This window comes from Microbacterium xerophyticum, assembly GCF_053543555.1.
The window spans coordinates 362,441-379,921 of record NZ_JBLVOB010000007.1 but is presented as its reverse complement, the minus strand read 5'-3'; the positions used below and the strand labels follow the sequence as shown (position 1 = coordinate 379,921).

Genomic DNA, 17,481 nt, shown 5'->3' with positions numbered 1-17,481 from the left:
TTCCGAAACACACAAGAACGGATCTCACATCATGCTCGACGGCGACAAGAAGCGACCCAACATCATCGTGATCCTCACCGATCAGCATCGGGCAGACGCGCTGGAGATGAACGACGACTCGCCGGTTGAATCTCCGAACCTCCGCAAGCTCGCCCAAGGAGGGACAACATTTGAAGCGACGTGGTGCTCGAGCCCTGTCTGCCAACCTTCGCGAGCTTCCCTCGTCACTGGCATGTACCCGAGTGAGCACGGCCTTGTGCAGAACCTGGCCAGTGATTTCGATCCGGAGTGGCCGACGTTCATGCGACAGCTGCAGCGTGCGGGATACCGTACGGCCAACATCGGCAAGACTCACTATCTCGGCGCACACGACGGGCCTGTCGCGGGTAGCGACGTCCATGTGAATGACTCGGCGCAACAGATCGCCGCTTTCGGGTTCGACGACGTCCTCGAAGAGTTCGACCAGCATGTCCACATGAAACCAGGCTTTACCTCTCCTTATCTCGAGTACCTAGATCAGGAGGGGCTGAGAACGGAATACACAAAGCTGATGAAGTCCGTAATGCCGTTCACGGAGGGCCACTGGCGTGGGACTCGAAGTTCGCTTCCGGAAGGGTCGGACCAGACTGCGTTTCTTGCCGACGCCGCAGTTCGGTGGATTGAAGAACGGGACCGTGACGTTCCGTTCTTCCTCCAACTCTCGTTCGTCCAACCTCATTCCCCGCTGATCGCTCAGGGACGTTGGATGGATCACTACGAGGGCGTGGATGTTGGCACGGCACGTGGCATTCCGGTCGAGGGCGCTACCCCGGAGTGGGAGGAGCACCTAGCAGACCTTCGGAAACGTTCGCAGACAGGGTGCATGTTGCCTACGGAACTAGAAAAGGCCCGCCGCGCATATTTCGGGATGATCTCCATGATCGATGAGGGAATCGGCCGTGTCGTCGAAGCTTTAGAACGTTGCGACCTCCGCGAAAGTACGTGGATTCTTTACAGCTCGGATCACGGTGAGATGCTCGGAGATCAGGGCCTGATGGGGAAAGCCTGTTTCTATCGGCCCTCCGTCAGGGTGCCCCTGATCATCTCGCCCGCACCCGAACAATCCGCAAAAACGCGGGTCGATCACGGCATCGCGCAGCTCGTGGACGTCGGAGCAACGGTGCTTGACATCGCCGGGACTCCGCCTATCGAGCGGAGCCGCGGACGCTCGCTTGTCTCGCGAACGATGGGGCGCGCATCGGCCGGCTGGCCGATAGCTGTCTCTGAAATCGGTAGCTACGGCAAGACTGACACTGTGTTCCGTGCCGTCACGGATGGCGTTCGTCGCCTCACTGTTGACCTGGTATCGGGTCGCGCATGCGAAGTCTTCGACCTGCATACCGATCCAGACGAGCTTGAGAACTTGGTGGGTACGGCGGCCGGTCGGGTCATCGAGTCTGAGTTGCGCGAACTCATGAGGCGAGAACGACTTCCCGAGATAGCCCGCCTCGCGAAGGCGCAGGCCGAGTGATCACCTAAGACAACTTCGTGATGGGCGATTCATCGGGCGATGCCAACCGTGCTGACGGCGAAACTCCTTTGCACGAACTCGCGATGGATGCGTTGGATATCGACGCCACGGCGGTCACGAACGCCGACTTCGCGCAGTTCGTCGGTGATACCGGCTACTTCACCGAGGCCGAGACGTTCGAGTTCTCGGCTGAACTCCACCTCGCGATCCGCGCACCGCGCGAGGGTTTCCTCGGGCACACCCAGGAACACCCTGGTGGCTCGGCGTGCGCCGAACAGACTGGCTCACTCCCGTGGGCACGCGTCGAGCATTGAGGGTCTTGCGGAGCATCCGGTCGTGCACATCTCATAAAACGACGCGCTTGCATACCGCCGGTGGGCTGGCCAGCGGCTACCGATCGAAGCTGAGTGGGAGTACGCGGCACGCGGCGGTATCCCGTCTGCGAAATGCCCCTGGGAGGAGGGCGAAACGGAGAGCCAACATCTGGCAGGCCGAAATTCGCCCAGTACAACTCGATCGAGGATGGTTACTTGACGACCACGGGACACTGGAAATCGATTGGCGACGTCTGGGAACGGTGTGCCGATTGGTTTGACCCGCTTACGACGGTCGATTGCCGTCTTCGAATCCAAACGGCCCAGATCTCGGGAGCGCCTGAATATTGCGTGGCGGCAGCTACCTCTGTCACATTTCGGATTTGCGTGATCGTTGGCGCCTGGTCGAGGGCGACAAGTTCGGTGTCGGCGATTATTGCGAAGTCGCGGAACACATCGAGTCCGATGTCGTGGTCATGACCGTGCAGCGCGCGGCGCCCGGCGGTGAGACAGCACGGGGCTGGTGGCGAAATGGGGTTGGGGCTTCCAGACGACGCAGCCAACGATGCGCATGCAGCGGACTGTGAGCTCCACCTTCGCCTGATGCTAACCACACCTCGAAGATTGTGGTCGCGGAAACCGCCGTCACCATGTTCCTTAGGAAATGTCTCGGACTCCCGACATCCGTGAGAACCCCGGACGGCGAGCGGAAAGATCAAGAAGGCCGACCTGCCCGTGCGCTTCACCTTCAGGCCGTGTCGTCAGGTGGCCGGCTGCTGCGGATTCCGGTGCTGGCGCACTGAATCATCGGCTACGGCTTTGAAATTATTTGCCACGTCCGAGGGTGTTGACGTCCTACATATGCTGCGCTCGACCGGTGATGTTGCCGACGCTCATGGTGCTTTGACGAACCGCAACGTCTCCTATCAATGGGACTGAGCGTTTCGTGTTGTCGAACCAAGAGGTGATTTCTGGACCAGGGTCTCTCGGCCTTTGAGCCACTCTCTGCTTTGCCTGTCCAGAAGAGTATTTGGCGCGTGGGCCTTGTCTGACTTGCATCTTGAAGAGTCAGATGCAAGCGGGAAGATCTCCCCGGAATGAATCGACTCATCGCACGGGCGCAGGCTGCGCGGTATTGCCAGGTGTCCGAAAAATGTCTGGAGCGTCCTGGGAAGGACGATTCTCACGAGATCGGTAGTGGTTGGCGTGCGTGGCGGGTTGGCATCGATAGCCGCGAGTTCTCGCAGAAACACGCGCTTCCCAGATGCCAGCATGGGAGCGGGCGCGATCGGCGGCGAACCCAGCTAGCGCCGCCACACCTCCCTGCTAAGGTGGAGACCTCGCAAGGGGTCCAGGGGTTCAAATCCCCTCGTCTCCGCCACAAAATACCTGTTCAGCAGTCAGGCCCGAAGCCGCTGGGATCCCAGTCCGAAGCGTCTCAGGATGCCGCCATGCAGATGACGATGGCGATACTCGTCCCGCCGATCACGACCGTGAACACGGTGAGTGCGAAGGGGAGGCGCGAGTCGGGCATCGGAGCCCTATCACCGTCCCGCTCGAGTGCGCGGGTAGCGCTCCGGTAGCGCCGGCGCGCGGCGGCCCACAGGCCGGCGGACGCGATGATGCCGGCAACGCCGCCGAGAGCCCACCATCCACTCCCGAACGCCTCTGGCAGGATCCGCATCGCGACCAGCGAGCCGACACTGAGGGCGAGGCAAGTGCGGCGCCACCCGAGCTCGGTGCGCTCAGGCTGCAGGCCGGGGTCGAACAGCGACGTCATCGTGGTCTCGTCAGCGCAGCAGGATCGCGAGGACGACGAGGACGCCGGCGACCGTGACCGCGGTTCCGAGTATCGCGCCGAGCAGCGAACCCGGCAGGGGCTGTGCGCGCCGTAGGGCTCTCTCGGTGCGCGCCCACTCGACCCAGGCGAGCGAGGGGACGAGGATGCCGGCTATGGCGAGCACAAGGGACGCTACCAGACGCAGCTCGGGTTGCAGGTCGAGACCCAGTACCTCGAGGGCGACACCGCCCGCGATGAGCGCGAGCGAGGTTCGGATCCACGCGAGGAAGGTCCGCTCGTTCGCCAGGGTGAAACGGGCATCCGGCTCACCGCCGTGCCTGTACACGACCGGCGGGAAGCGGCGCCCGTTGCCTCCGGGCGTGCTCACAGTGCGACCGTCCGGAACCCGCTGTTGCCCATCGACGAGTCCGGAGTGTTCTGCGAACGCGCCGAATTGCGGTACCTGTTGCAGTACGAGATGTGGCACAGATAGCTGCCGCCGCGCAGCACCCGGGCCTGGCCTCGATCCGGCCCCGTTGGAGCGGCTGCGAGCGAACGGCCGTAGTAGTTCGGATCGAACCAGTCCTGGCACCACTCCCACACGTTGCCCACCGACTGCCACAGGCCGTATCCGTTCGGCTCGAAGGTCCGCACAGGGGCCGTCGTCAGGAACCCGTCCTCCGCCGTGTTCACCCGTGGGAAGTCGCCCTGCCAGATGTTCGCGCGCCAGCCTCCGGCATCCACTTCGGCATCCCCCCACGGGTACTTCGCGCCCTCGATGCCGCCGCGGGCCGCGTACTCCCATTCGGCCTCGGAGGGCAGGCGTCTCCCGGCCCATTCGGCGTATGCGTTCGCGTCATTCCAACTGACGTGCACCACGGGGTGGTCTTCCCGCCCATCGATCGACGAGTCGCGCCCGCCCGGATGGCGCCAGTCCGCCCCACGTACCCCGAGCCACCACGGTGTGCCGGACGGCACGCCGACGATGTCCTCCTCGGGCGCCGTCAGCGCGAGATGGAACACCGCGGAGTAGCCGAATGCCTCCGCTTCGGTGGTGTAACCGGTGGCATCGACGAAACGGGCGAATGCATCGTTGGTGACGGCGGTCGTGTCGATCGAGAATCCCGGGAGCGTCACAGGATGCCGCGGCACCTCCCCGTCCGCCGGGTTGAGGTCTCCGGAGGAATCCCCCATCGTAAACGTGCCGGCGGGGATCACAGCCTGCTCCAGGTCATGCGACCCCGCGCTCGATGCGCGCAGAGTCTCGCGTGACGGCATCCCGAGCGCGACGAACTGCTCGCGTCCCGGTGCCCCGCATGTGCAACCGGGACCGCACCCCGCATCGGATGTCATGACACTCCTCGCACTCCAGTTCGGTGGTCGCCCGCCAGCCTATCCCGAGTCCGCGGCCTCGATGCCACTGGTCTGAATCGACCCGTCGATTACTTGACTCAATCGATTGAACAACCTAATCTCAGCACCATGGGTCGACCCACGCTGAAAGACGTCGCCGCGCGAGCCGGGGTGTCGGCATCGGCCGTCTCGTACGCGCTCAACGACGCCAGCACCGTTCGCCTCGCGGAAGCGACCAAGCAACGCGTGCGTCAGGCGGCCCGTGAGCTCGGGTATGTCCCGAACGGAGTGGCGCGGTCGCTGCAGGCGCGCGCGAGCCGGACGATCGGTGTGATCCTCGGCAAGGCGTTGACGCTCGCGCGCTACGCCTCGATCGTGGACGGGCTGGCGCGTGGCCTGAGGACCGAGGGCTTCCGGATCTCGCTGCTCGAGGAAGCGGACGCGCTCCGCGGAATCGACGATGTGCGCGCCGGCACGCTGGATGGGCTCATCTTCATCGGTCACGACGACCAGGGAGTGCCGAGTGCGCTGCGTGACGCGATCGCGGAGTTCCGCATCGCATTCGTCGCCGTCGATTGCGGCTCCGGAGCTGAGCAGGAGCGCTACCCGACTGTCGATTTCGACTACGGCGAGGGGGTGCGCCAGAGCCTCGCCTTTCTGGCCGGTGTCGACAGGCTCGTCTACATCCGGCCCGGTATCGATTCGTCCGCCGAGCAGGCGCGTGCGCGAGCGATCGAGGAAGCAGCGGGAGCTTCTGCGCTCGAGGTGCACACGCTCACGACGGATGTCACCCTCGAGACGATCGCACGATTCGACGCCGGTGACGCGGACAGATCGCACCATCACACCCTCATCCGGCAGCTCGGCGAGATTCTTGCGAGCTGGGCCGGTGTGCCGGCTCGAAGCGCCGTCCTGTGCGCGTGGGGCATCGATGCGGAGGCGGCATACCGGACCGCGTCGATGCACGCACCGGGCACCCAGGTCGTCGCGCTCGCCGCAGGGTCGCTCTCACCCGGACTCTGGCCGGGGCTCGTCTACTCGCGCCTTCCGCTTGAAGAAGGCGGGAGGTCGGCTGCACGACTCATCGTGGCCGCTGCCCGCGGAGAAGACGGCGCGGACGCACGCGCACACCTCATGCTCGCCCCTTCGCTGCAGCACGAGCGCTGACGAGCATCCCGACACTCCACCACGATGATCGACGAACGAGAGCCCGCACGATGACCCGACCCAACATCATCTTCATCATGTCCGATGACCATGCCGCGCACGCCATCTCGGCCTATGGCAGTCGTGTCAACGTGACGCCTCACCTGGACCGCATCGCCGACGAGGGGATGCGGCTCGACGCGGTGTATTGCACGAACTCGATCTGCAGTCCTTCCCGCGCGTCGATCCTGACGGGAACGTACAGCCATGTGAACGGCGTCTCCTCGATCTGGACCGAGATGGACTACCGGGTCCCCACATTCGTCGAGGTACTGGGACATTCTGGATACAAGACCGCGATGTTCGGAAAGTGGCACCTGGGTGAGCACGGAGAATCTCTGCCGCGAGGTTTCGACGCCTGGAAGATCTTCCCCGGGCAGGGCGAATACATCGATCCGCCGATGATCGATGAGAGCGGCACTGATGTCATGCGCGGCTACGCGACGGATATCATCACCGACCTCTCGACCGAGTGGATCGACAGCCTCGACGGCGAGCCGTTCTGCATGATGGTGCACCATAAAGCGCCGCACCGACCGTGGGTTCCCGACGAGAAGCACAAGCATCTCTATGCCGACGGCGACATCCCGGAGCCGGAGACGTTCTTCGATGACAACGCCTCCCGCAGCAGGGCGGTCCGCGGCGTGCACATGACGATCGCCGATGACATGGGCGTCGACGACCTGAAGACCGAGATTCCACAGCACCTGCGCGGCGACGAGAACAGGGCGGCGCGGATGAGCTGGAAGTATCAGATCTACATGAGGGACTACCTGCAGTGCATCCAATCCATCGACGACAACGTGGGGCGTCTTCTCGACCATCTGGACGAGCGCGGCCTTGCCGAGAACACTCTCGTCGTCTACACCTCGGATCAGGGCTTCTTCCTCGGCGACCATGGCTGGTTCGACAAACGGCTGATGTTCGATCAGTCGCTCCAGATGCCGATGCTGATGCGCTGGCCGGCGGAGATCGCGCCGGGCAGCCGCAGCGAGGCGATCATCACCAACGTCGACTTCGCCGCGACATTCCTGGACGCGTGCGGCATCGACGCGAACGATGCGCTCCCCACCTCGCAGGGGCGGAGCTTCCTGCCGATCCTGCGGGGCGAGACCATCGAGGACTGGGCGGATGCTGCCTATTACCGCTACTGGGAGCACGACGACCCCATCCACAGCGCACCGGCGCACTACGGCATCCGCACCGCCGACCACAAACTCATCTACTACTATGGCGCCGGTCTCGGTGTGCCCGGGGCATCCGGCGCCGTCTTCGAGCCGGAATGGGAGCTCTACGACCTGCGAGTAGACCCCGAGGAGTGCCAGAACGTCGTCGCCGACCCCGTGTACGCCGAGGTGCGCGCCGCGCTTGAAGTGAAGCTCGCCGAGTACCAGAAGCGTTACGCCGATGAGCCGTACACAGGACCTGCCACGCCTCGACCCGAGTGGGGACCCCACGACGCGGCTGCCGTCAAGCGTGTCGGTGATCTGTTCGCTCGCATCCGTGCGGAGCAGTGAGGTTCGAGGCGGAAACCCGCGCCTAGACGATCGTGATGAGGACGCGGGCGTACCGGACCAGCGGCGGCTGGTCGTCGACGCGGACATCGCGCGCTTCGAGGATGAGATGCACTTCGCGGCCTGGTTCGAGCGCTCCCGCGAGCGAGAACTGCGTGCCCGCCGATCCGGGGTCGGTGAAGACACCGGATGCGTCGCCGTCCCCCGCGTCCGTGTCCTCGCGCCACAGAAGACGGACCTCGTCTCCATCGGGGTCGGTGACGCCGGCCTCCAGGGTCACGATCGCACTAGGGCGGGCGGCGAGCGCTGCGGGAGTGACCAGATGAATGTCAGGAGCGTGGTTCGCCGCTGCGAGATCCGAGGTCGTCGACCAGCGAAGGCGTGCGGCGAAGTCCCGCTGAGCGTCCGGGAACCATCTGGCCGCGGTGTACGAGGCGGATCGGGCACCCGTCTCGTCCCGGTCGGTCGCTAGGGTCGCGAGAAACTCGTTCGCCCGGTCAGGATTGGGCTTCTGCCGGCCGCCCCAGCCTCCCCAGTGGGGAGCTTCGAAAGCACGCAGGCCATTGCCGATCAGATTCAGGAAATTCGTCGTGTCGCCTTCGGACACCCACGATCCGGGCTCTTGAAGGGGAGTGAAGACGTGGTACCCCTCGGCACGGAGCTCCGCTTCGCTTCGACGGGTTCCGAAGTAGTCATTGTGGTCGCCGGGCATGGTGCGGCCGTCCCCCCATACGCGATAGTGCCCGCCCAGCGGTCCCGCCGGAATGATCTTCGCCTCATGCCAGGACGATGACAGGAATCGTGCGCCGTCCGCGGTCGCCACGGAGCGCGCCGCATACCCCCACATCCGCGTCGCGACCTCGCGGACCTCGACCTTCGGCCAGTTCGGCGCGATGTAGTCCTCGTAGGTGTCGTCCTGTGAAGCGAACTTCGTCACGATGACCCGGCGGCTGAGGCGGTCTCGCACTGCCGGCCAGTCGGATGACGACCCGAAGCGCTCTTCCAGAGTCCGCAGCGCTCGCGAGAGAGTCGCCGGTCCCGCCCACAACTGCACGAACACCGGCCGGGGATCGTCATCGAGGATCCGTTCGACTATCAGATCCGCTCCGGCCGACGGCGTGCGGTCATCGCCCTCGAAGTCGACGTTGCCGATGCGGATCACCGAGCGCAGTTGATCTGCGCGCGGGTAGCGCGCGTCGTGGACTCGCAGGTTGTCGTGGACCTCGGCGTACCGATCGATGACGTCGTGGATGAAGACGTCTTCCTCGCCCCAGCGCCATGACGTCTGCGGTTCGGTGTACTCGCGGTCGGGGTGGAAGAAATACGTGCCTTGGCCGTCGCCGCGCCAATGGAACTGAGATCCTGCGTAGATCAATCCCTGAATCTCGATCTCGTTGGCATACAGAAGCAGACGTACGAGTGAGTTCGCATCGTCGATCTCCGGGTCGGTCGTGATGATCGTGCGAGGGAGACCGGGAGCAGTCATCAGGTGCCCGTCCTCGCAGCGGCGAGATCCGTGTCCAGCGCTCGCAGAGCATCCGCCGGTACTCCGGCTCTGGTCGCCATCGAAATGAGACTCGCACCTGGCGCCAGCCCGAGGATCTCGGTACGCGCGATGTCGGGCGCGTGCCGCTCCACAACCGACCGGAACCGCGGTTCGTACAGTAGATCGTCGAGCGGAAGATCGAGCAGATCCAGCGCCGTCAGCTCGTCCTCGCGGGGCAGCGGTACGAGATTGCGCTCTGCACGTTCCCGGTGCGCTCGCGCGCGCAAGTGCGTCACGTCGACGGGCCCCTCTGCGGGCAGCCCGAGCCGCGCGTACTGACTGCCCGGTGCATCACCACGTCGCATGAGGTTGACGAGCAGCTCGGCCATCTGCAACTCGACCTCATCGTCGACGAGCGGGTGCAGCTGGCGAGGATCGGAGTCCAGGTCGAAGAGCAACGTGCCATGCTGCCACGAGTTGAACCATACGGCGGATGTCTCGGTGCGCATCGTCCGCAGCCCCTTCGTGAAGGTGAACGGATCCGCCGGCTCCCAATCCCGGAGCTCGGCGGCCGAGAAGCGTGCTCTCATGTGGGTGGGCATGAGGGTGAACTCTTCGAGCGGCGCGTTGCTGACGTCGTCTGCCGCCCGCATGTATATATATCGTCCGTCCGTCACGTTCACATGCCCCCCGTAGACGCCGAACAGCGCGCCATCATGCCCATCCGCGTGGGCGGTGAGCGGCTGACCGATCATGTCGGGAGTCGACTCGACGCCGAAGAAGTCGAGGAGGGTGAGCGGAATGTCGACGGTCTGGGCCAGGCGTTCGTCTCGGATGCCGCGGGCTCCTGTACGCGGGTCCCACAGGAACATCGGCACATGAACGAGCTCGTTGAACCAGGGCGTGATGCCCTTGGCCCACCAGCCGTGCTCTCCCAGCAGGAACCCGTGGTCCGTGTTGACGATCAGCATCGTGTCGTCCCAGAGCCCGTGCTCATCCATCGCGTCGAGTACGCGGCCGAGGGAGTGATCGCACATGTCGAGCAGAGCGAGGTATTCGGCGCGCACGCGATCCACCTCCTCCTCGCTTTCGAGCACACGACGATAGGCGGGCCAGTCGTTGGTCGCTTCGCCCTGGATACCCCGACCCTCGCGGAAGCGCTCGGGTGCGAAGAACGGCTCGTGCGGGTCGAACAGCTCGATCTGCAGCATCCAGTCATCGGCTGCCGCGTTGGTCGTGATGAAGTCGATGCCGGCATCGACGGTGCGGGTCTGGGAGTGCTCCTTCTCGCTCTGCATGTACCTGCGGTTCACGGCATCCTGAGCGCGCATGCGCACGACGGGTGAGGTGCGGGTGTCAGTGGCACCGACGACGCCCTTCCACGGGTCGCCTTCCTGTCCACGTGAGAACTCCCACGTCGTATACCGCGTGTGGTACGTCGCGCCGCCGTCCTCCCAGTAGTGCGTGTGATCGGAGGCGAGATGCGTATGGATGCCGTGCTCCGCCAGAAGTGCAGGAACGGAATCGTCGAAGGGCTCGAGCGGCCCCCAACTGCGATGCAGGAAGTTCTGGCGACCCGTGTGCAGCTCGCGTCGAGCCGGCATGCAGGGCATGGACCCGGCATAGAACTTCTCGAACGTGACGGTGCGGGCAGCGAGTCGCTCGAAGTTCGGCAGGTGAGGGGTGACGTCCGCGTAGGGAGGCACCATGTGGCGGTTGAGGCTGTCGAACATCAGATTGATCGCGCGCATGCTCAGCGGGCTCCTTCCTGGGTGACGAGGACGTGATCGCTGGGCTCATAGCCCAGGCGCCACGCGCCGAACCAGACGGAGTCATTCTCCGCGACCACCACCGGCCCGGAGTACAGATGCCAGCGCCGACCGTCCGGAGTCGGCGAGCCGGATGCCCGTTCGATGTCCGACAGATCACCGAGAGGACCGGGAGGGTCCGCCGTCCATGCGATGGACGCGCCCTCGGTGGCGACCGTCGCGACGTAGGCTCCCGACTCGGACACCACAACCGGTGCCGCAGTCTTCGGGCTGACGCCCCCGGGGCGCCAGCTCTCGATCAGCTCGTTCTCCGGGATGGCGCCCAGATCGCCATACTCGTCCCGCCAGTCCTGCAGGGCTCGGCGCAGCCGATGCTTCGTCGCCTCGTGCACGGGGTCGTCCGCCAGGTTGCGCGTCTCGTGCGGATCCTCGACGACGTCGTAGAGCTGCTCCTCCGGACGCGGCACGCTCATCAGCGAGCGTTGCAGGTCCGTGAGGATGTCGGGGTTCTGCCCCTGCGTGAGCATGTCGCCCTCTTCATGTCGCAGGCGTCGCAGGTCGCTCCAGGTGCCCAGGTGATCCGGGTAGTAGTTGTACTGCATGCTCGGCCGGTCGGGATGCACGTTGAGGATGTACCGGTATCTCTCGTCGCGGATGGTCCGGACCGTGTCGTCGGTGGCATCCATCCGATCGCGCGCCGCGTACGCATAGGGGGCAGCAGGCAGCGATTCGCCGTTCGACGAGAGGAGGGGGCGCCCGTGCATGTGCTCGGGCACCTCGATGCCGGCGACCTCGAGGATCGTCGGCGCCAGGTCGAGCATCTGGACGACTTCCGAGCGTGAGGTGCCAGGCTCGATTCGTCCTGGCCACCGCGCGATGAGCGGCACACGAACCCCGGCCTCGTTGGCCCATCGCTTCGCCCGCGGGAAGCTCGCTCCGTGATCGCTCCAGAAGACGACGAGGGTATCCTCGGCGAGACCGTCCTCCTCGAGCTGGGCCAAGATGCCGCCGACCCATTCATCCATCGCGGTGACGAGATCGAAGTAGCGTGCCCACGCCTGGCGGAACGTGGGAGTGTCCGGATGATATGGCGGCAACGGCACCGCTGCGGGATCGTGTCGCTGGTCGTCACTGAGCGTACGAGTGGCGGCTGCGTACGCGTCGTCGCCGTATATGCGCGATTCATGAGTGATGAGGCTGTGGAACGACGCGAAGAACGGCGCGCCGTCCGGCCGGTCGCGCCAATGTGCGGTGGGGGAGCAATCGTCGAACGCGGTCGGTGGGGTCTTCACCTGGAAGTCAGTGAACCAGTTGTTCGACGTGTAGTAGCCGGCCTCGCGGAAGTACTCGCTCACGAGCCGGACGGACGCAGGAGGTACCGCTTTTGTGCGCATGTGCATGGTGCCGATTGCCGTGGGGTAGCACCCGGTCATGATCGCCGAGCGGGAAGGCGCGCACACGGGTGCCGCAGCGAACGCCTGATCGAACCGCACCCCCGACTGCGCCAACGCGTCGAGGTGGGGAGTGGGGGATTGGTCAGCATCGGGCCAAAGATCGGCGTATGGGCCGATGTGGGGGTTGATGTCATGGGTCGAGATCCACAGGATGTTCGGCCGATTCACTGATCCTCCTCGATGTGCATCACGCGGCATTGCGTTAACTACTGAACACTATTTAGTATTACATCGTTGACGCGATGTCGCATCGATTATGTTTCCGAACCCAATGACGACGTAGGAGAACACATGCGCTTTACACCACTCATTCGCCTCGGGGCAGTGGCGACCATCGCCGCAGTAGCGCTCACCGCATGCAGCGCCGGAGATGCCGAACCCGCGGCGTCGGACGATGTGGGAAACGCACCGCTGCTCACGATCGGCTCCCTGCAGGAACCGACGAGCTGGGATCCCGCGCAGGCGAATGAGGGGCACCTCGCGCCGATCTATCAGTCGGTGTACGACACGCTCATCAAGCGCGAACCGGATGGCGAATTGTCACCCATGCTGGCGACTGATTGGACAGTCGCTGACGACGGCCTCTCGCTCGAACTGGATCTGCGTACCGATGTGACTTTCACCGACGGTGAGGCGTTCGATGCCGAGGCGGTCAAGACGAACATCGAGCACTTCCAGAGTGCGAACGGTCCGCTGCAGAGCAACCTGGCCAGTGTTGCGTCCGTCGACATCGTGGACGAAGACACCGTGATGCTCAACCTGGTCTCCCCCGACCCGGACCTTCCGTACAACCTGGCGAACGCGGGCGGCTACATGGGAAGCCCAGCGGCGCTCGGGACGCCCGAAATGGCACTCGTTCCTGTCGGGACGGGTCCGTACACTCTGGATGAGGCGCGTTCCGTCACCGGTTCCACGATCGCGCTGATGCGAAACGACGATTACTGGGGCGATCCGCTGCCGTTCGACGAAGTCGATTTCAAGATCCTCACCGACGAGACCGCGCGGCTCAACGCCCTGACTTCGGGGCAGGTCGACGTCGCAGCGCTCAACCGCGCGGCGTCAGCGCTGCAGGCGAAGTCTGCTGGCTTGAACGCCCCTGACGCATACAGCACTGGGTGGAGCGGCATCCTCTTCTTCGATCGCGACGGTGCGCTTCAGCCCGAACTCTCCGACGTACGCGTCCGCAAGGCGCTCGCGCTCGCGATCGATTCGGAGGCTCTCGTCGACGTCGGCTGGGAAGGGCTCGGATCGCCGACATCGCAGATCTTCGGTCCGCAGACGGAAGGCTTCGATGAGTCGCTCGAGTCCTCGTACGAGTACGACCCCGAGGGCGCGAAGGAGCTGCTCGCCGAAGCCGGCGCGGAGGATCTCGAGATCACGTTACCGATCAGTCCCGTCTTCGAGCCGATCATCTACGACGCGATCGTGCAGAACTGGGAAGACGTCGGTGTGAAGGTGAATCGGATGCAGTGGGGACCGGGCGAGGCGGTTCCCGCGATGCAGCGCGGCGATGTGCCGCTCGCGTTCATGCAATTGGCGCAGCGTTCGGACTGGAACACGACGCAGTTCGTCCTCGCTCCGGAGGCACCGTGGAATCCGCTGGGTTCGAGCGATCCCGAGTTGGACGCGCTGATCGCTTCGTACCCGACCGCCAGTGAATCCGAGCAGGCGACGATCGCGCGCGAGATCAACGAATGGGTCATCGACAACGTCTGGTTCGCCCCCGTCATGCGGCCCGACCAGTTCGTGTTCTCCGGCGATTCCGTCCAGTTCGACGTGCAGGTTCAGCAGGCCATCCCGTCCATCTACAACTTCCGGCCGACCGGGAAATGAACTGCGAGGACGACGAATGAGCATTTCATCCGATGCACCCCCGAACATCGTGTTGATCCTGGCCGATGATCTCGGGTTCTCGGACATCGGCTGCTTCGGTGGCGAAATCCCGACGCCGTATCTCGACGCGCTCGCCGAGGAGGGGGTCCGTCTCACGCAGTTCTACAACACCGCTCGTTGTTCGCCTTCGCGGGCGTCGTTGCTCACAGGGCTGCATCCGCACCAGACCGGGGTGGGAATCCTCACGCGCGACGACACGCCCGCAGGTTATCCGGGGACGTTGAACGATCAATGCGTGACTCTCGCCGAGGTCCTCCGCTCAGCGGGGTATGCGACTCACATGGTCGGGAAATGGCATGTCAGCGGTCGGATCGACGAGCCGAACAGCACGTGGCCCACGCGCCGAGGGTTCGACACCTTCTTCGGAACGCTGGACGGCGGTGGCAGCTATTACACGCCGCCCGCGCTGTACCGCGACGAGCAGCGGGTCGCAGTACCTGACGACTTCTACTACACCGAGGCCGTCGCGAGTTCGGCCGCAGACTCGATCAGGGATCACGTGCGGGACCGACCCGACGAGCCGTTCTTCTCGTACGTCGCCTTCACCGCGCCGCACTGGCCGCTCCAAGCGCCGGAATCCGCGGTTGCGCAGCACGCCGGACGGTACGACGCAGGATGGACGCACGCGCGTCGGACGCGAATCGATCGTCAGGAAGAGCTCGAACTCTTCGGTGACGATGAGTTCGTCGAAAGCGATGCTGACCCTCGGGTGCCCGTGTGGGATGACGATCTCGAACAGAGCTGGCAGGCGAGACGCATGGAGGTCTATGCGGCGCAGGTCGCTCTCATGGATGAGGGGATCGGGCACGTGCTGCGGGCGCTCGACGAGAGCGGAGTCGCGGAGAACACCTGCGTCGTCTTCCTCTCGGACAACGGCGGCTGCGCGGAGGAGATTCCGGTAGGCGGAGGGCCACTGCCTTTCGCACGCGCGACGGCCGGTGGCGAACCGATCGCGTTCGGCAACACCAGCGAGGTCTGGCCGGGGGCCGTGAACACGTTCGCCAGTTACGGCCGTGCCTGGGCGAACGTGTCCAACACCCCGTTTCGTGAGTACAAGCACTGGGTACACGAGGGCGGCATCTCGACGCCGTTCATCGTGCGCTGGCCGATTGCGACGCCCACCGTGGCTGCGATCAGAGATCGTCCGCATCAGTTGACCGACATCATGGCCACTTTCGTGGAGATGGCCGGAGCGAACTACCCCGAAGAGCGCGGAGGCTCGCCGGTCGCTCCGATGGAAGGAGTGAGCATGCTCTCGACGTGGCGAGGAGAAGTATCCGCCGACGATCGAACACTCTACTGGGAGCACGAAGGGAACGCCGCGGTCCGTCGCGGTCGGTGGAAGTTGGTGCGGAAGCATCCTGGCGCGTGGGAACTCTACGACATCGCACTCGACCGTGGCGAGACGACCGATCTCGCACGTGAACAGCGGTCCGTCGTGCGTGAGCTGTCGGATGCGTACGCGGCCTGGAGCGGGCGGGTCGGTGTTCTACCGCGCGAAGTCTGGGAGCCGCTGTACTCGCGTGCGGCCCTGGGCGGGTAAGCAGTTGCAAAACTACTGAACACTATTTAGTATTACTGTGCCGGGCAGAGTGGCACGGTGAATCCCGAACCAATGACGTTGTAGGAGACCACATGCGTTCCGCACCATTCATCCGTCTCGCGGTGGCGGTAACCGTCGCCGCCGTGACGCTCACCGCCTGCAGCGCAGGCGGCGCCGACCCCGACGACTCGGACGGCTCTGGCGGCTCGGAGACCGCACCCCTGCTCACGATCGGCTCCCTTCAAGAGCCGACGAGCTGGGACCCGGCCCAGGCGAACGAGGGCCACCTCGCTCCGATCTTCCAGTCCGTGTACGACACGCTGATCAAGAAGAACCCCGACGGCGAACTCGTCCCGATGCTGGCCACCGAGTGGACGACGAGTGACGACAACCTCTCGCTCACGCTCGACCTGCGCACCGATGTCACCTTCACCGACGGCACGCTCTTCAACGCCGAGGCTGTCAAGGCGAACATCGACCACTTCCAGACGGCCAACGGACCCATGCTGGGCAACCTGTCCAGCGTGGCCAGCGTCGACGTCGTCGATGACGACACCGTCACGTTGAACCTGTCTTCGCCCGATCCCGACCTCCCGGCCAACCTCGCGAACGCCGGTGGGTATATGGGCAGCCCCGCGGCTCTCGCCTCACCGGATCTCGCGACCGCACCTGTTGGCTCCGGGCCGTACGTGCTCGACACGAGCAAGACCGTCGTTGGATCCACCATCCTGGTGACGCGCAACGAGGACTACTGGGGCGAAGCGCTCCCATTCGACACAGTCGAGTTCAAGATCCTGACTGACGAGACGGCGCGACTCAACGCACTCACCTCCGGCCAGATCGACTTCGCTTCGCTCAACCGAGCCGCGTCTGCGCTTCAGGCGGAAGCCGCGGGCCTCAACGCTCCCGAACCGTTCTCGGTCAATTGGGGCGGGATCCTGTTCTTCGACCGCGACGGTGCATTGCTGCCCGAACTCGCCGATGTCCGTGTACGCGAGGCGCTCGCCATCGCCATCGACTCCGAGGCGCTCGTGCAGGTGGGCTGGGAAGGGCTCGGAGCCGAGACCTCAGAGGTCTTCGGTCCCGAGACGTCCGCCTACTCGAAGGATCTCGATGACGCCTACGCGTACGACCCGGAGCGCGCCAAGGAACTTCTGGCGGAAGCCGGCGCGAGCGACCTCGCGTTCACACTCCCCGTCAGCGGTGTCTTCGAACCCGTCATCTACGACGCGATCATCCAGAACTGGGAAGACATCGGCGTGACCGTGACCCGTCACCAGTGGGGTCCGGGTGAGGCGATCCCGTCCATGCAACGAGGTGAGTTCCCGCTCGCGTTCATGACGCTCGCGCAGCGTTCCGACTGGGGCACGACGCAGTTCCTGCTCTCGCCGGATGCTCCGTGGAACCCGATGGCATCGACCGATCCTGAGCTGGAGAACCTCATTGCGGAGTACCCCCTCGCCGATGAGGACGGCCAGGCTCAGATCGCACGTCAGATCAACGAGTTCGTCGTCGACAACGTGTGGTTCGCGCCGGTGATGCGCCCTGACACGTTCAACTTCTACGGCGACAGCATAGAGATCGTGCCCCAGGTGCAGCAGGCTGTGCCGTCGATCTACAACTTCACGCCCAGCGGAAAGTGATCGGGAGGGGGGCCCC

12 protein-coding genes and 1 pseudogene are annotated in these 17,481 nt (G+C 64.6%); 7 read left to right on the top strand and 6 right to left on the bottom strand.

Annotated elements, in window-relative coordinates:
- Window positions 1-31 precede the first annotated feature (31 nt).
- The gene (locus ACNPNP_RS13420; RefSeq protein ID WP_448966535.1) at window positions 32-1,510 is read left to right on the top strand and encodes a sulfatase family protein; all 1,479 of its coding nucleotides are present in this window, start codon (window positions 32-34) and stop codon (window positions 1,508-1,510) included.
- Window positions 1,511-1,524: 14 nt separating this feature from the next.
- Window positions 1,525-2,165, top strand: a pseudogene (locus ACNPNP_RS13415) (SUMF1/EgtB/PvdO family nonheme iron enzyme); the annotation flags it as partial.
- 1,097 nt (window positions 2,166-3,262) lie between these two features.
- Here ACNPNP_RS13415 and ACNPNP_RS13410 read toward each other — a convergent pair.
- Genes ACNPNP_RS13410 through ACNPNP_RS13400 form a run of 3 tightly spaced genes read right to left on the bottom strand, consistent with a single transcriptional unit; the run spans window position 3,263 to window position 4,957 of the window.
- A complete protein-coding gene (locus tag ACNPNP_RS13410; protein ID WP_448966534.1) occupies window positions 3,263-3,604 on the bottom strand; it encodes a DUF202 domain-containing protein in 342 nt (113 codons plus the stop codon).
- A gap of 10 nt (window positions 3,605-3,614) precedes the next feature.
- Window positions 3,615-3,992: a YidH family protein gene (locus tag ACNPNP_RS13405; protein WP_448966533.1), complete on the bottom strand. Its 378-nt coding sequence runs from the start codon at window positions 3,990-3,992 to the stop codon at window positions 3,615-3,617.
- Entirely contained in the window at window positions 3,989-4,957 is a 969-nt protein-coding gene (locus ACNPNP_RS13400; RefSeq protein ID WP_448966532.1) for a formylglycine-generating enzyme family protein, read from the bottom strand. The genes ACNPNP_RS13405 and ACNPNP_RS13400 overlap by 4 nt, the downstream gene beginning before the upstream one ends.
- 129 nt (window positions 4,958-5,086) lie before the next feature.
- Here ACNPNP_RS13400 and ACNPNP_RS13395 point away from each other — a divergent pair, with 129 nt between their 5' ends.
- The gene (locus tag ACNPNP_RS13395; protein ID WP_448966531.1) at window positions 5,087-6,124 is read left to right on the top strand and encodes a LacI family DNA-binding transcriptional regulator; all 1,038 of its coding nucleotides are present in this window, start codon (window positions 5,087-5,089) and stop codon (window positions 6,122-6,124) included.
- A gap of 50 nt (window positions 6,125-6,174) precedes the next feature.
- Window positions 6,175-7,680, top strand: coding sequence for a sulfatase family protein (locus tag ACNPNP_RS13390; protein WP_448966530.1), 1,506 nt, complete (start codon window positions 6,175-6,177; stop codon window positions 7,678-7,680).
- A gap of 22 nt (window positions 7,681-7,702) precedes the next feature.
- Here the strand turns inward: ACNPNP_RS13390 and ACNPNP_RS13385 are convergent, their stop codons facing one another.
- Genes ACNPNP_RS13385 through ACNPNP_RS13375 form a run of 3 tightly spaced genes read right to left on the bottom strand, consistent with a single transcriptional unit; the run spans window position 7,703 to window position 12,554 of the window.
- Window positions 7,703-9,163, bottom strand: coding sequence for a DUF1593 domain-containing protein (locus ACNPNP_RS13385; protein ID WP_448966529.1), 1,461 nt, complete (start codon window positions 9,161-9,163; stop codon window positions 7,703-7,705).
- Window positions 9,163-10,914, bottom strand: coding sequence for a sulfatase (locus tag ACNPNP_RS13380; protein ID WP_448966528.1), 1,752 nt, complete (start codon window positions 10,912-10,914; stop codon window positions 9,163-9,165). The genes ACNPNP_RS13385 and ACNPNP_RS13380 overlap by 1 nt, the downstream gene beginning before the upstream one ends.
- Window positions 10,915-10,916: 2 nt before the next feature.
- Complete coding sequence (locus ACNPNP_RS13375; protein ID WP_448966527.1) at window positions 10,917-12,554, bottom strand: sulfatase family protein; 1,638 nt, start codon at window positions 12,552-12,554, stop codon at window positions 10,917-10,919.
- A 123-nt stretch (window positions 12,555-12,677) separates the two neighbouring features.
- Between ACNPNP_RS13375 and ACNPNP_RS13370 the strand changes: the two genes are divergently transcribed.
- From ACNPNP_RS13370 to ACNPNP_RS13360, 3 genes are all read left to right on the top strand, one after another.
- Window positions 12,678-14,219 (top strand): ABC transporter substrate-binding protein, encoded by a 1,542-nt coding sequence (locus ACNPNP_RS13370; RefSeq protein WP_448966526.1) that lies wholly within the window; start codon window positions 12,678-12,680, stop codon window positions 14,217-14,219.
- Window positions 14,220-14,235: 16 nt separating this feature from the next.
- A complete protein-coding gene (locus ACNPNP_RS13365; RefSeq protein ID WP_448966525.1) occupies window positions 14,236-15,822 on the top strand; it encodes an arylsulfatase in 1,587 nt (528 codons plus the stop codon).
- Window positions 15,823-15,914: 92 nt separating this feature from the next.
- Window positions 15,915-17,465 (top strand): ABC transporter substrate-binding protein, encoded by a 1,551-nt coding sequence (locus tag ACNPNP_RS13360; protein WP_448966524.1) that lies wholly within the window; start codon window positions 15,915-15,917, stop codon window positions 17,463-17,465.
- Window positions 17,466-17,481 lie beyond the last annotated feature (16 nt).